Origin of the sequence: Streptomyces sp. NPDC085524, assembly GCF_044541755.1 — a bacterium.
Classification (GTDB): Bacteria; Actinomycetota; Actinomycetes; order Streptomycetales; family Streptomycetaceae; genus Streptomyces.
The window spans coordinates 308,106-322,399 of record NZ_JBITTH010000003.1; the positions used below are offsets into that span (position 1 = coordinate 308,106).

Annotated in this window: 13 protein-coding genes; 7 read left to right on the top strand and 6 right to left on the bottom strand. The window is 73.7% G+C overall.

Going from position 1 to position 14,294, the window contains the following annotated elements; translation table 11 throughout:
- Nucleotides 1-96: 96 nt before the first annotated feature.
- Nucleotides 97-3,432, top strand: coding sequence for a tetratricopeptide repeat protein (locus tag ACIGFK_RS06350; protein WP_400050763.1), 3,336 nt, complete (start codon nt 97-99; stop codon nt 3,430-3,432).
- A gap of 545 nt (nt 3,433-3,977) precedes the next feature.
- Here the strand turns inward: ACIGFK_RS06350 and ACIGFK_RS06355 are convergent.
- Together ACIGFK_RS06355 and mca are read right to left on the bottom strand one after the other, a co-directional pair.
- Nucleotides 3,978-4,202, bottom strand: coding sequence for a hypothetical protein (locus tag ACIGFK_RS06355; protein ID WP_376658229.1), 225 nt, complete (start codon nt 4,200-4,202; stop codon nt 3,978-3,980).
- Nucleotides 4,203-4,204: 2 nt separating this feature from the next.
- Nucleotides 4,205-5,086 (bottom strand): mycothiol conjugate amidase Mca, encoded by an 882-nt coding sequence (mca, locus tag ACIGFK_RS06360; protein WP_376658230.1) that lies wholly within the window; start codon nt 5,084-5,086, stop codon nt 4,205-4,207.
- 108 nt (nt 5,087-5,194) lie between these two features.
- On the opposite strand from mca, the gene ACIGFK_RS06365 reads away from it, so the two are divergent.
- A complete protein-coding gene (locus tag ACIGFK_RS06365) occupies nt 5,195-5,605 on the top strand; it encodes a DUF4307 domain-containing protein (protein ID WP_376658231.1) in 411 nt (136 codons plus the stop codon).
- Between the two features lie 225 nt (nt 5,606-5,830).
- Entirely contained in the window at nt 5,831-6,328 is a 498-nt protein-coding gene (gene greA, locus ACIGFK_RS06370) for a transcription elongation factor GreA (protein ID WP_376658232.1), read from the top strand.
- 82 nt (nt 6,329-6,410) lie between these two features.
- On the opposite strand, the gene ACIGFK_RS06375 is transcribed toward greA, so the two are convergent.
- The 3 genes from ACIGFK_RS06375 to ilvA all read right to left on the bottom strand — a co-directional run bounded on the left by ACIGFK_RS06375 (nt 6,411) and on the right by ilvA (nt 9,681).
- Complete coding sequence (locus ACIGFK_RS06375; RefSeq protein ID WP_376658233.1) at nt 6,411-7,268, bottom strand: ABC transporter permease; 858 nt, start codon at nt 7,266-7,268, stop codon at nt 6,411-6,413.
- Nucleotides 7,265-8,299, bottom strand: coding sequence for an ATP-binding cassette domain-containing protein (locus ACIGFK_RS06380; protein WP_376658234.1), 1,035 nt, complete (start codon nt 8,297-8,299; stop codon nt 7,265-7,267). The genes ACIGFK_RS06375 and ACIGFK_RS06380 overlap by 4 nt, the downstream gene beginning before the upstream one ends.
- Nucleotides 8,300-8,448: 149 nt before the next feature.
- The gene (gene ilvA, locus ACIGFK_RS06385; protein ID WP_376658235.1) at nt 8,449-9,681 is read right to left on the bottom strand and encodes a threonine ammonia-lyase; all 1,233 of its coding nucleotides are present in this window, start codon (nt 9,679-9,681) and stop codon (nt 8,449-8,451) included.
- Nucleotides 9,682-9,886: 205 nt separating this feature from the next.
- Between ilvA and ACIGFK_RS06390 the strand changes: the two genes are divergently transcribed.
- From ACIGFK_RS06390 to ACIGFK_RS06400, 3 genes are all read left to right on the top strand, one after another.
- The gene (locus tag ACIGFK_RS06390) at nt 9,887-10,408 is read left to right on the top strand and encodes a MarR family winged helix-turn-helix transcriptional regulator (RefSeq protein ID WP_376658236.1); all 522 of its coding nucleotides are present in this window, start codon (nt 9,887-9,889) and stop codon (nt 10,406-10,408) included.
- 93 nt (nt 10,409-10,501) lie between these two features.
- Nucleotides 10,502-10,909, top strand: a complete 408-nt coding sequence (locus ACIGFK_RS06395) for a sigma factor-like helix-turn-helix DNA-binding protein (RefSeq protein ID WP_376658237.1) — start codon at nt 10,502-10,504, stop codon at nt 10,907-10,909.
- Entirely contained in the window at nt 10,906-11,160 is a 255-nt protein-coding gene (locus ACIGFK_RS06400) for a hypothetical protein (RefSeq protein WP_376658238.1), read from the top strand. The genes ACIGFK_RS06395 and ACIGFK_RS06400 overlap by 4 nt, the downstream gene beginning before the upstream one ends.
- A gap of 158 nt (nt 11,161-11,318) precedes the next feature.
- Here the strand turns inward: ACIGFK_RS06400 and ACIGFK_RS06405 are convergent, their stop codons facing one another.
- A complete protein-coding gene (locus ACIGFK_RS06405) occupies nt 11,319-12,476 on the bottom strand; it encodes a cystathionine gamma-synthase (protein WP_376658239.1) in 1,158 nt (385 codons plus the stop codon).
- A gap of 88 nt (nt 12,477-12,564) precedes the next feature.
- Between ACIGFK_RS06405 and ACIGFK_RS06410 the strand changes: the two genes are divergently transcribed.
- Complete coding sequence (locus ACIGFK_RS06410) at nt 12,565-13,674, top strand: hypothetical protein (RefSeq protein WP_376658240.1); 1,110 nt, start codon at nt 12,565-12,567, stop codon at nt 13,672-13,674.
- The last annotated feature ends 620 nt before the right edge of the window (nt 13,675-14,294 follow it).

The window sequence follows — 14,294 nt, forward strand, 5'->3', positions numbered from 1 at the left end:
CCAACTCCCTCTGATCTAGCTCAAGTTCCCTGTTGCAATCGGCCGTACCGGCGGACACTTGTGGCACGTTGCCGGAGCTCTCTTAGGGGGATGCCGATGCGGGACAGCCATCGCGGTGAGGCCGAGCGGCTGTTGGTGCGGGCCGTCGACGAGGAGGCCCGGCGGGGAGTCGCGGGTGCGCCGGCCGTCGACCGGGCGGCGCTGCTGGCGCGCGGCAAGGAGGCGCTGGACGCGCTCGCCGCGAGTGCGGCGCCGGAGTACGAGGCGTACGTGCGGGCCCTGGACGAGGCGGCCGCCGGGGACGAGTCCCTCGGGGAGGCCTTCCGGCGCGGGAACACGTCGACGGCGGCTCTGGTGACGGCCGTTGCCGCGGCCACGGCCATCGGGACGGACCTCGCGCTCGGGGTCGCGGCCGGAACGGCGCTCACCACCGGGGCCGTCGTGGGCATCGCCGGGGCGGTGGCGACGGTGGCGAAGGTGACGGCTCTGCACCTGCCGGCCGCGAACCGGCGGGCCGGTGAGCTGGGCCGGCCGGGCGGGCCGGAGCAGCTGCGCCTGCAGTGGCTGTCGGCGCTGGAGGTGCGCGGCGTGCGGCCCTTCCTGGAGGCGCAGCGGAAGGTGTCCGCGGCGGCCCGGGCGCCCCGCCCCGCGGTACCCCGGTCCGCGGCGCCGCAGCTGCGGGGCACGGACCGCAGTGCGGAGGCCCGGCGGCGCAGTGCGCTGGAGCAGTCGTTCGGGCAGCTCCCGGATCCGGCGGGCCGGTTCGCGGGCCGGCGGGCGGAAATGACCCGGATCGCGCAGTGGGTGCAGGCGGCGCGGGCGAGCACGGAGACGCGGCCGGTGGTCGTGGTGCTGCACGGCGAGCCCGGGGTGGGCCGCACGGCCCTGGCGTTGCGGGCGGCGCACGGGCTGCGGGACCAGTTCAAGGGTGCGTGCGTGGTGGACCTGCGGGGCGGGTCGACGGGCGCGGGGGCGGGCGGGGGCGCGGAGGCTCCGCTGTCGACGCGGGAGGCGCTGCTGCACCTGCTGAACCGGCTGGGCGCTCCCCGTGAGCAGCTGCTGTTCCGCGAGGGGGCTTCGGCCGAGCAGCAGGTGCGGCGCCTGGGCGAGCTGTACCACCAGCATCTGCAGGGGCTCGCGGTGACGGTGGTCCTCGACGACGCGGTGGACGCGGAGCAGGTGCGGATGCTGGTGCCGGAGCGTTCCGAGAGCCTGGTGCTGGTGACGGCGCGGGAGCCGCTGGAGCTGCCCGCGGACCTGCCGGCCTGGGTGCACCAGCTGCCGGTGCAGCGGCTCGGCCCGGAGGATGCGGCGGAGCTGGTGCGGGCGGCGGCGGAGGAGGGGGCGGGCGAAGCGGCCCCCGAGGCGGTGGCGGGCTCCGGGGCGGTGGCGGGCCCCGAGGCGGTGGCGGCCGTCGTGGAGCTGAGCGGCGGGCTGCCGCTGGCGCTGCGGATGCTGGGCCCGTCGGCGCGTGCGGGCGTGGTCCCCGCGGCCGGGGGTGGGCATCCGGTGGAGGCCGCGCTGCGGGCCGCGGACGCCCGGCTCGCGGAGCCGGCCCGGCAGCTGCTGCGGCGGCTGCCGCTGGCCGGGCGGGCGTCCCTCGGCGGTGCGGCGGCGGCCGCGCTGGCCGACGTACCGGAGCAGGCCGCGCTGCGGCTGCTGGAGGAGCTGTGGGAGGCGGGGCTGATCGAGCGGGTGCGCGGGCAGCGGTTCCGGATGCACGACGCGGTGCGCGCGTACGCGGCGGCACGGCTGGCGGCGGACGAGGACCGGGAGCCGGCGGTGGCGGCGCACGAGCGGCTGATCCGGGTGTACGCGCAGCTCGCGGACTCGGTGATCCGGATGGTCGACGGGAAGATGTCGACGCGGGCCAACCAGTTCGGGGTGCACGGTTTCACCTCGCTGGACGCGGCGCTGCGCTGGCTGGACGACGAGTCGAGCTTCATCACGGCGGCGCTGCGGCACTCCGAGGGCGTGGACCAGCAGGCGGTGCTGGACCTGCTGGGCGCGCTGTGCGACTTCTGCCTGCTGCGCGGGGACCTGTACCGGCTGGGTGAGATCGACGAGCTGACGCAGGCCGTGGCGGCGGGCCGGGCCGGGGACGGCGGCGCGGACGGGGACGGCGGCGGGGCCGCGAGCGGGGGCGGCGGGGACCGGCAGGGGCGGCTGGTGCGGTCGGTCCAGTGGCGTACGGGTATCGCTGCGCGCCAGCTGGGCGAGCTCGACAAGGCCCGCACCACGCTGACCTCGGTGGTCGACCAGTACATGGAGGCGCACCAGGAGGCGGGGGCGGCGATGGCGCTGGTCTCGCTCGGCATCACGCTGCACCACCAGGGCAACCTCCCGGAGGCCGCGGCCCGCATCCGTGAGGCCCTGGTGATGCAGGAGCCGGCGGAGCTGGCGGGCGACCGGGCGTGGGGTCTGCACGCGCTGGCGGCCGTCGAGCGGGACCTGGGCCGGCTCGCGGAGGCGACGGCCCTGCTGGAGCGTTCGCTGGCCCTGCACCGGGAGAGCGAGAGCGTGCACGGCGAGGCCTGGGCGCACTTCCAGCGGGGGCAGGTGCACCTGCGGTACGGCGAGGTGGAGCGGGCGGAGGCGGAGCTGCGGCTGGCGCTGGACCTGTACGGGCGCACCCGCGACGACCGCGGCGAGGCGTGGGCGCTGACCCAGCTGGGGCGGGCCCGGGTGGTGGACGGGGATCCGGAGGCGGCGCTGGAGCGGCTGCGGGACGCGCTGGCGCGGCACCGGGAGGCGGAGGACGCGCGCGGCGAGGCGTGGACGCTGTACCACCTCGGGCAGGCGCTGGAGGAGGCCGGCGAGCGCGATCAGGCGGTGCGGGAGCTGGAGCGGGCCCGGACGATGTTCTCGCGGATGCGGGACGTGTACGGGCTGGCGCACGCCCGGCACCACTCGGGCCGCGTCACGCGGGACCAGCGGGCGGCGCAGACCGGCAACCTGCGGAACTCGGGCTTCGCGCGGCAGCTGCTGGTGGACGCGCGGGCGGACTTCCGGCGGATCGGGCTGGCCCACGGCGAGGCGTGGACCTGCCTGGAGCTGGCGGTGGTGGACGCGGGCAACGCCCGGGTCTCGCAGGCGCTGGGCCTGTGCGAGGAGGCGGTGCGGCTGTTCATCTCGTACGGGGACCGGCGCGGGGAGGACTGGGCCCGCTTCCTGCGCTGCACGATGCTGGCGTACGCGGTGCCGTCCGCCCCGGAGGAGGCGCGGGCGGAACTGGCCCGCCTGTCGGCGGCGCCGCATCCGGCGCGGGACGGCCGGCTGGAGGACTGCCTGGAGACGTACGGGGTGATCCTGGGCCGGGGCGTGGACCCGGCGGAGGGCTGGCAGGCGTGGCGTCTCGGCCTGGTCCCGAACCTCCAGGCCCGCGAAATCATGGGCGTCCCGGGCCCGTCGGGGCCGGCGGAGCCGGCGTAGGCGCGGCGGGCCGGGCGGGTCCGCGGAGCGGCGCGGGCGGTGCGTACGCGGCTGATGCGCGGGCCTGCCCTCTCCCCCTCGCCCCCGGGCGCAGTCCCCCACTGCCCACCCGCCCCCGGCTACGGGTCCGGGGCGAGGGTTTGCGGGGTCCGGGCTGACGGCGTCCGCGACGTTCCTCCAGCCCGTCCGGCGCTTGCGGACCGGGCCCGGGCGGAGCCCCGGGTCCTTCAGCCGTCCGGCGTTTGAGGGCCGGGCCGGGCGGAGCCCGGTTCCGGGAAGGGGCGGGGGAAGGCCCCGCGCAGCGGCCCGCACGCAACCGGCCGCCGGGCCCGGGCGCGCGCCGGGGTACCTCCTCGGCCGTCGAACGTTTCCACGGGGTCGGAGACGGAGAGGGTGGTTGCGTTCGACGCCCTGCGGGGGCACCCCGCCGCACACCCGACCCCCGACGGTGGCAGCGTCGGCGCCGGGCACGGGCGCGCCCGCGACCGCAGGACGGGACACCGCCGCCCGCCCGGAAGGCGGCGGCGGTGGGACGGGGCGGGGGCCTACGGGGCCCGGGTGCCTTCCGCGGTCGCGGAACCCGGTTCCGGGGTCTCCTCGAAGTTCACCCGGCCCATGTGCCGGTTCATCGACTTCATCAGGGCCCACGTCCCGAGGGCGAGGACCGCGAACACGATGAAGCCCAGGATTCCGGGGGTCACCTTGTTCTTGTCGAAGGTGTCGGCCGCCAGCGGAAGGAACTGGGTGATTGCTGCCTGCGTAGCGCTCATGGCTAAGCATTCTCCCGGATGCCGGCGAAGAGGTCGGACTCGGGGAGGGAAGTGTCCACGAGCGACTTCGCCAGCTCGTACTCCTCCGTCGGCCAGACCTCCTTCTGGACGTCCATCGGGACGCGGAACCAGCCGCCGTCCGGGTCGATCTGCGTGGCGTGCGCGATGAGCGCCTTGTCGCGGATCTCGAAGAAGTCGGCGCAGGGGACGTGCGTGGTCAGGGTCCGCTCCTTGCGCTCGAACTCCTTCCAGCGCTCGAGCCACTCGCCGTAGGGGGACTCCATGCCGCGGGCGAGGAGGGCCTCGTGGAGGGCGACGGTGCGCGGCTTGTTGAAGCCCTGGTTGTAGTAGAGCTTCTGCGGCTGGTAGGCCGGGCCGAACTCGGCCTCCGGGTACTTCTCGGTGTCGGCCGCGCCCTCGAAGGCCACCATGGAGATCTTGTGGGTCATGATGTGGTCGGGGTGCGGGTAGCCGCCGTTCTCGTCGTACGTCGTGACGACCTGCGGCTTGAAGGCGCGGATCTTCTTGACGAGGCGGCCGGCCGCCTCGTCGACGTCCTCCAGGGCGAAGCAGCCCTCGGGCAGCGGCGGCAGCGGGTCGCCCTCCGGCAGGCCGGAGTCCACGTATCCGAGCCATTCCTGCTCGATGCCGAGGATCTCGCGGGCCTCGTCCATCTCCTTGGCCCGGACCTCGTGGATGTTCTCCTCGATGTACTTGTCGCCCTGGAGCTTGGGGTTCAGGACGGACCCGCGCTCGCCACCGGTGCAGGTGACGACCATCACCGGGATCCCCTCGGACACGTACTTGGCCATGGTGGCCGCGCCCTTGCTCGACTCGTCGTCGGGGTGGGCGTGGACGGCCATCAGTCGAAGCTGCTCGGTCAAGACAGGATCCTCTGTGATTCGGCGCGACAGTCGGCTTCTATAGTGACCGAACCGGGGGACGGAAAATTCCTAGGGTGCCTCACCCTTCCCCAGCGAGAGGAAACGATCATGAGCGCGGTGCGCGAGGGGCTGCCCGAGGGCCGGTACGGCCGGTCGGCGGACGAGCGTGCGGACCGGAAGCTCAAGATCGTCGGGTCGGCCCTGGGCGTCGTGCTGCTGGGTGTGATCGGCTGGATCGGCTGGGACTACATGGCCGGGCAGAGCGTCAGCGCCGAGGTGATCAAGTTCCAGGTGGTCTCCGACACCGAGGTGAAGGTGCACCTGGAGGTGCGCAAGGGCGCCTCGGAGACCGGGGTGTGCACCCTGACCTCGCAGGACAAGGAGCACGGCGAGGTGGGCCGCGCCGACTTCACGTTCGCGCAGTCCGCGACACGGGTGGACGAGGTCGTGTCGCTGAAGACCACCGGGCGCGCGGCGATGATCGAGCTGGTCGGCTGCCAGCCCGCTGCCGGCAGCTGACGGGTCCGGTTCGCCGATCGGGCTCGTCCGCCACGCCCGGATGGGCGATCCTGGAAGTGCAGGAGCCGCCGGGCCGCTCTTCGGGGCGGACACGGCCGGGCCGGGCCCTCCCGGGACGTCACGGACGCGCTCGGGTCCTCCCCCTTTTCTTCCCGAATTGTTAGGCTCGTGGTTTCGCCCGCCGCTGGCGACCATGTAAGTCCCCTGTACCGACGAGGAGCACCCGTGACCCAGACGAGCGAGAGCGTCACCTGGCTGACCCAGGCGGCGTACGACCAGCTGAAGGCAGAGCTGGACTACCTCTCTGGTCCCGCACGCACGGAGATCGCCACGAAGATCGCAGCCGCCCGCGAGGAGGGCGACCTGCGCGAGAACGGCGGTTACCACGCGGCCAAGGAGGAGCAGGGCAAGCAGGAACTGCGCGTCCGCCAGCTCACGCAGCTCCTGGAGAACGCCAAGGTCGGGACGGCACCCGCGTCCGACGGCGTGGTGGCGCCCGGCACGGTCGTGAAGATCGCCTTCGACGGCGACGAGGACGACACGATGGAGTTCCTGCTGGCGTCGCGCGAGTACGCGTCCGCGGACTTCGAGACCTACTCCCCGCAGTCCCCGCTGGGCAGCGGCGTCATGGGCAAGGCCGTCGGCGAGGACGCCGAGTACGAGCTGCCGAACGGCAAGAAGGCCTCGGTCAAGATCCTCGACGTCAAGCCCTTCACCGGCTGATCACCCCACCTCTTGCGCCGATGCCCGGCCGGACAGCTGACTGTCCCGGCCGGGCATCGGCGTTCGTGCGTGCGGTACGGGCCTATGCCGTCGCCGAGCGGTACTTGCGCACCGCGAGGGTACGGAAGGCCACGATGATCAGCACCGACCAGAGGATCGACGCGATCACCGGGTGCTGCATCGGCCAGGCGTCCGGGACCGGGTAGCCCTCGGGGAGGTTGCCGAAGAGCACGCGGGCGGCCTGGACGGTGGCGCTGAAGGGGTTCCACTCCGCGAGGGTCTGGAGGAAGGACGGCATGTTCTCGGACGGCACGAAGGCGTTCGAGATGAACGTCAGCGGGAAGAGCCAGATCAGACCGCCCGAGGTGGCCGCTTCCGGGGTGCGCACCGACAGGCCGATCAGGGCGCCGATCCAGGAGAAGGCGTAGCCGAGCAGGAGCAGCAGGGCGAAGCCGGCGAGGACCTCTCCGAGGCTGGTGTGGGTGCGCCAGCCGACGAGCAGCGCGACGACGGCCAGGACGACCAGGGTGACCGAGGTCTGGACGAGGTCGGCGAGGGTGCGCCCGGTCAGGACCGCGCCGCGGGCCATGGGCAGGGAGCGGAAGCGGTCGATGAGGCCCTTGTGCATGTCGTCCGCGATGCCCGCGCCCGCGCCGGCGGTGGCGAAGGTGACGGTCTGGGCGAAGATGCCCGCCATCAGGAACTCGCGGTAGGCCTGCGGCGAGGTGCTGCCGCCGACGCTGATCGAGCCGCCGAAGACGTAGCTGAAGAGCACGACGAACATGACCGGCTGGATCAGACCGAAGATGATCATCTCGGGGATCCGGGACATCCGGATCAGGTTCCGCTTGGCGATCACCAGGGAGTCGGCCGCGCTCTGGACGACGCCGCCGCGCGGGCGGGGTGCGGCAAGCTCCGGCGTCCGGGAGGTGAGGGTCACTTCGCCATCTCCTTCCGCGCCGCCGCTTTGCGGCCCTTGGCGCCGGCCTCGGGGGCCCCGTCGTTCTCGTCGCCGGTCTCGTCCGCCTCGCGTTCGGCGGCGTGACCGGTCAGGGATATGAAGACGTCGTCGAGGGTGGGCCGGCGCAGGCCGATGTCGTCGATCTCGATGCCGCGGCCGTCCAGCTCGCGGATGACCTCGGCGAGCAGCTTGGCGCCGCCGGAGACGGGGACGGTGAGCTTGCGGGTGTGCTCCTCGACCGTGGTCTCGCCCTTGCCGAAGCCGGCGAGGACCTCGCGGGCGGTGGCGATGTGGTCGCGTTCGTGGACGACGACCTCCACGCGCTCGCCGCCGGTGCGGGCCTTGAGCTGGTCCGACGTACCGCGGGCGATGACCTTGCCGTGGTCGACCACGCAGATGTCGTGCGCGAGGTGGTCGGCCTCCTCCAGGTACTGGGTGGTGAGGAGCAGGGTGGTGCCGCCCGCGACCAGTTCCTTGATGATCGCCCACAGCCGCTGCCGGTTGCGGGGGTCGAGGCCGGTGGTCGGCTCGTCCATGAACATCACGGGCGGGCTGACGACGAGGGCGGCGGCGAGGTCGAGCCGTCGGCGCATGCCGCCGGAGTAGGTCTTCGCGGGGCGGTCGGCCGCGTCGGAGAGGTGGAAGCGTTCGAGCAGTTCCTCGGCCCGGGCCTTCGCCGCCCTGGCCTTCATCTGGTAGAGCTGGCCGACCATTTGGAGGTTCTCGCGGCCGGTGAGGTATTCGTCGACCGCGGCGAACTGGCCGGAGAGGCCGATGGCCCGCCGGACCTCGTTGGGGTGTTTGAGCACGTCGATCCCGGCGACGACGGCCTTGCCGCTGTCGGGCCGGAGGAGGGTGGTCAGGACGCGTACGGTCGTTGTCTTGCCCGCGCCGTTCGGGCCGAGCAGACCCAGGACGGTGCCTTCGGGGACATCGAGGTCCACGCCGTCCAGAGCCCGTACATCGCCGAAGGTCTTGACCAGGCCTTCGGCATAGATGGCGCCTGGCATACGGATTCTCCCAGTGCAGATCATTGCAGCAGAATCAGGGCATTCCTACGCAGATCATATGGGCGCCGGGCAGGCTCGGCCCGGCCGAACGGGGGATCCCCCGTTCACCCGGGCGCACGTTATCGCGTTATATCGCGTACAGCCAGCGGTCAGCTCATCACTTTGTAACCGGCGCTGTGCAGCGAGCGCGCGACCTCCGCGCAGTGCTCCGGGCCCTTCGTCTCCAACTGCAGCTCCACCTCCACCTCCGTGAGGCCCAGCCGCGGATCGGTCCGCACGTGGCTCACGTCCAACACGTTCGCATCCACCACTGACAGCACGCCCAGGAGCCCGGCCAGCGCCCCCGGCCGGTCGGCCACCCGCAGCCGCAGCGACAGGTACCGGCCCGCCGCGGCCATGCCGTGCCGCAGGATCCGCTGGAGCAGCAGCGGATCGACGTTCCCGCCGGACAGAACGGCCACCACCGGCCCGTCGTCGTACCGTTCGGGTTCGCTCAGCAGCGCGGCCACCGGGCTGCACCCGGCCGGCTCGACCACCAGCTTCGCCCGCTCCAGGCAGAGCAGCAGGGCGCTGGAGAGCGCGTCCTCCGACACCGTACGCACGTCGTCGAGGAGTTCGCCGATGATTTTGAAGGGGACGTCCCCGGGGCGGCCGACCTTGATGCCGTCCGCCATCGTCGTCGGGTTGTCGATGGACACCGGGTGCCCGACCAGCAGCGAGGGCGGGTACGCGGCCGCGCCCGCCGCCTGGACGCCGATGACCTTGACGTCGGGGCGCAGCGCCTTCACCGCGACCGCGACACCGGCCGCGAGACCCCCGCCCCCGATCCCGACGAGGATGGTCCGCACCTCCGGGCACTGCTCCAGGATCTCCAGGCCCACCGTGCCCTGGCCCGCGATGATGTCGTGGTGGTCGAAGGGGTGGATGAACACCGCGCCCGTGCGGTCCGCGTAGTCCTGGGCCGCCGCGAGGGTCTCGTCGACGACCTGCCCGTGCATGCGCACCTCGGCGCCGTACTCCCGGGTCGCGGCCACCTTCGGCAGCGGCGCGCCGACCGGCATGAACACCGTGGAGCGCACCCCGAGCAGGGAGGAGGCCAGCGCCACGCCCTGCGCGTGGTTGCCCGCGCTGGCCGCCACGACCCCGGCCGCCCGCTGCTCGGGGCGCAGGCCCGCGATGCGCACGTACGCGCCGCGCAGCTTGAAGGAGCCGGTGCGCTGGAGGTTCTCGCACTTGAAGTGAACCGGGGAGTGCGTGAGGGAGGAGAGGTACCGGCTGCCCTCCATCGGGGTGATCCGGGAGACGCCGGACAGCATCTTCTGGGCTCCCCGGACATCGTCGAGGATGACCTGCGGAACGGGCTGAGGCACTCGGTAGTTCATTCCGCCAGTCTCGCAGTCCGGACGCGGCCCGGCTCAGAGTGCGCGCACCGCTCCCGGCAAGGGGCGAAATCTCGCCATCCGGGACGGCTCCGGGCGGCCGTCCGCGGCCCGTCGTATCAGTTCTCGTACGAGGCGTACGAGCCGCCGCACGGCCGCGTACTCTGTCCCCCATCCTTGTCGGACCACGCGAAGAGAGCCCACGGCCATGCCTTCCTACCCGGCCAATTCCGACCTGCCCGCGGCGCTGGACGCGCCCGTCGGAGCGGGTCTCCTCGACGCGCTCCAGCACCAGGTCGCCGTCTTCGCGCGCCGCGCCGAGCAGACCCGCCTGGGCGGCGTCGGCCAGGCCCGCAACTCCATGGACCGGGCCGCGTACCTGCTGCTGAACCGGCTCGACCTGGAAGGCCCGATGGGCGTGAAGGCGCTCGCCGGCGGCATGGGCATCGACTCCTCCACGGTCACCCGGCAGGTCGCGCCGCTCGTCGACAGCGGCCTGGTCAAGCGGACTTCGCACCCGGAGGACGGGCGGGCCGTGGTCCTCGCGCTGTCCCCGCGGGGGCTGGCGCGGCTGGAGGAGGTCCGCTCCTCGCGGCGCGAGCTGATGGCGCGGGTCACGGAGGGCTGGACCGAGGCGGAACGCGAGTCGTTCACGGCGCTGCTGACGCGCTTCAACCTGTCGCTGTCCGAGCTGATGGCGGCCGTGGCCGACGCCGGCCCGGCGTCCTGACCGGACTCCCGGCCCGGCTGCTGACCGGGCTCCTGACCGGGCTGCGTCAGACCCCTTGACCGGGACGGTCCCACTGCCCGCACTATGTGCACCATGCGGGCGGTGGAGCAACGCTTGGGCCCCTACGCGGAGTTCGAGGCCTTCGTCGCGGGCGCGGCGGGGCGGCTCCTGCACGTCGCGATCCTGCTGACCGGTGAACCGGAGGCGGCCCGCAAGCTGCTGGCGGGCGCGCTGGCCCGTACGTACGCCGACTGGCGGCGCGTGCGCGGGGACGACCCGTACGACTTCACGCGCCGGGAACTGTGCACCGCGTTCGCCCGTACCGGCCGGCGCCACCAGCGGGGCACCGGGCTGCTGGCCCGGCTGAGCCCGCTGGAGCGGCTCGTACTCGTCCTGCGGATCTACGAAGGGGTCGCGGAGGAGGTCACCGCGGCGCAGCTGGGGCTGCCGCCCGAACGGGTCCGCGTGCTGTGCAACCGGGCCGTGGCGGAGCTCCGGTGAGCGGCCTCCCGGACCGCAGGGAGGCCCAGGTGCGGCGCCTGATGGAGGGCCCGTACCCGGTGGTCCCGCCGGGCCTCGCCGCGGGCGCGGCAGCCCGCGGGGGCCGCATCCTGCGCCGCCGGCAGGCCCTGCGGCGCTTCGGCTGGGCCGTCCTGTGCGCGGCGGTGGCCGCCTTCACGGTCTGGGCCGCCGTGACCCACCCCTGGGCCCTCCCGCCGAGCGGCATCTCCCCACCCCTGGAGGGCTGGTAGCGCGAACCCGGCCCGCCGGCGTTCGAGGCGCGGGGTCCGGTGCGGCGCCCCGGCAGCGGCGCCGCACCCAGCGCGCCACGGCACCGGCCCTCGGCACCCGCCACGGCCACCACACACCCCCGCCGGGCCCGGGCGGAGCCCGGCGGGGGTGCGGGGCGTCAGCCCAGGGCCTGGGTCAGGTCCGCGATCAGGTCGTCGGCGTTCTCGATGCCCACCGAGACGCGGATCAGGTCCGCCGGGACCTCCAGCGCCGAGCCGGCCACCGACGCGTGCGTCATGCGGCCCGGGTGCTCGATGAGGGACTCGACGCCGCCCAGGGACTCGGCCAGCGTGAAGATCTTGGTGCGGCCGCAGACCGCGACGGCCTCCTCCTCGCCGCCGGCGACCTGGAAGGAGACCATGCCGCCGAAGTTGCGCATCTGCTTGGCGGCGATCTCGTGGCCCGGGTGCTCGGGCAGGCCCGGGTAGAGGACCTTGGTGACCTTCGGGTGCCGCTTGAGCACCTCCACGATCTTGCCCGCGTTCTCCGCGTGCCGGTCCATCCGCACGGCCAGGGTCTTGATGCCCCGCAGCACGACCCAGGAGTCGAACGGGCCGGCCACGGCGCCCATCGCGTTCTGGTGGTAGGCCAGTTCCTCGCCGAGCGCCGCGTCCGCGGTGACCAGCGCGCCGCCGACGACGTCCGAGTGCCCGCCCATGTACTTCGTCAGCGAGTGCACGACCACGTCCGCGCCGAGCGCGAGGGGCTGCTGGAGGTAGGGGGAGGCGAAGGTGTTGTCCACGACCAGCTTGGCGCCGGCCGTCCGCGCGATGTCGGCGACGACGGCGATGTCCGTGATGCCGAGCAGCGGGTTGGAGGGGGTCTCGACCCAGATGACCTTGGTCTTCGGGGTGAGGGCCGCGCGCACGGAGTCCGCGTCGGAGGTGTCGGCCACCGACCACTCCACGCCCCAGCGGGAGACGACCTTCGCGAAGAGGCGGAAGGTGCCGCCGTACGCGTCGTTCGGGATGACCACGTGGTCGCCCGGGGAGAGCAGCGTACGCAGCAGGCAGTCCTCGGCGGCGAGGCCGGAGGCGAAGGCGAGGCCGCGCCGGCCGCCCTCCAGCGCCGCGAGGTTCTCCTCCAGCGCGGTGCGGGTCGGGTTGGCGCTGCGGCTGTACTCGTAGCCGCCGCGCAGTCCGCCGACGCCGTCCTGCTTGTACGTGGAAACCTGGTAGATCGGGGGCACGACCGCGCCGGTCAGCGGGTCCGCCGTGTTGCCCGCGTGGATCGCGCGGGTCTCGAAGCTCTGGTGCTCGTGGCTGTCGTCGCTCATGGTCAGATGCTATGCCCCGACGCCGTGTGCAGCCCGGGGTCAGCCCCCCTGTTGGCATGTGGCCCCGCCGGTCTGGTTCGCTTGTGGCATGGAGATTCTGTGGTTCCTGTTCGCGATCGGCTGGCTCGGGGTCATCGTCGCTGTGTTGGTTCGCCGGGGGCGCGGCAGCGGCCTGCGCCTCGTCGCACCGGGCAGCCCTGATGCGGCCGACCCGGCGAACTACGGATTCGACCGGCAGGAGGACCTCGACATCCGCGTCCCCGGGCCCGACCAGGACCTGATGGACGCCCTCGACAACGTGCAGCGCACCGGTCAGTGGCAGGCGGCCTCGCAGCTGCTCGCCGGGACCCCGGTGGAGGGCGAGCAGCGCTGGCAGCGCGTCCAGGCCTTCGGCGGGGCCGCCGCGCTGGAGCTCGTACAGCAGCCCGGTGTGGGCGCGCAGTGGCTGAAGGCCTGGCGGCTGGAGGCTGAGAAGGACGCGGGCGGCGCGCAGGTCCACGCGGAGCTGCTGGTCCAGCAGGCGTGGCGGGCCTCGGGCGGGGTGGGCTCCGACGATCACCGGATCATCCTGGAGGAGGCCCGGGAGGCGTGCCGCAAGGCCGCACTGCTGGCGCCGGGCGACCCGGTCCCGTACATCACGGAGCTGGCGATCGCGCGCGGCCTCGGGTACTCGGAGGCCGAGTTCGACGAGCTCTGGGCGAAGGTCCTCGACCGGGCCCCGGCGCACATGGGCGCGCACCTGGCGGCGCTGCACTACCTGTGCGAGAAGTGGCACGGCTCGCGGGAGAAGGCGGACGCGTTCGCGCACGCGGCGGCGGCGCGCGCCCCGCAGGGCTCGCTGCTGGCGGCGCTGCCGCTGTTCTCGGTGTGGGAGAACCTGCCGGACGTGGTCCTGACCGGCGGTTTCTACCAGAGCGCGGTGGTGACGCGGGCCGTGGAGGGTGCGCTGTACGCGGTGCACACGGCGCGGCCGGACGACCCGATGCTGGCGCACGTACGGCACCTGCTGCTGTCGTTCCTGGTGAACATGGAGCGCTGGGCGGAGGCGATGGAGCAGGTCCGGCACGTGGACGGCTACGTGGGCGCGCTGCCGTGGTCGGCCTCGGAGGACCCGGCGGCGCACTACGCGGTGTTCCGCGCGCTGGCGGTGGCGGGCTACGAGGCGAACGGCGGCTCCCCGGCGACGCTGCCGCAGTAGCGCCCGCGGCCCTACGCCTCATTCGCCGGCGGGGCTGATCTCCCCCCGGCCGGACCCCGCCCCTGCCCGGCGGCTGCGCTCCCGGGGCTCCGCCCCGGACCCAGCGCCTCAATCGCCGGCGGGGCTGGGTTTTGCCCGGGCGGGGTTCTGACCCTTCGGGTCCTGCGCGGGTCCGGGTTTTCCTCGGGCGGGGTCCTGGCTGTGCGGGTTCTGCGCGGTGTCCCGGTGGGGCGTCTCCTCGTCCTCGCGCCTGCGGGCACCTCGCGGCCGTGAGGGTGGTTGCGCGCTCGTCCTGCGGGGACGCCCCACCGTGCCCCCGCTCCGACCCGCCCGGCGGAACCCCGCTCCCGCGGGCGGGGTATGCGCCGTCCCCGGTCTGGGGCGGGAGGTCCGCTGGGGTGGGGCCGTGCAGGAGGGTCCCCGCAGGACGAGCGCGCAACCGCCCTTCACGGGACGAAGCGGTGGCCGCAGGCGCGAGGACGAGGAGACACTCCGGAGGGGCCCCGCCCCAACCGGCCGGTCCCGCCGAGGCGAAACCAGCCCCGCCGGCGTTTGAGGCGCGGGGTCCGGGGCAGCGCCCCGGCAGCGAAGCCGCCGCGCAACGGCGGAACCCGGGCAAA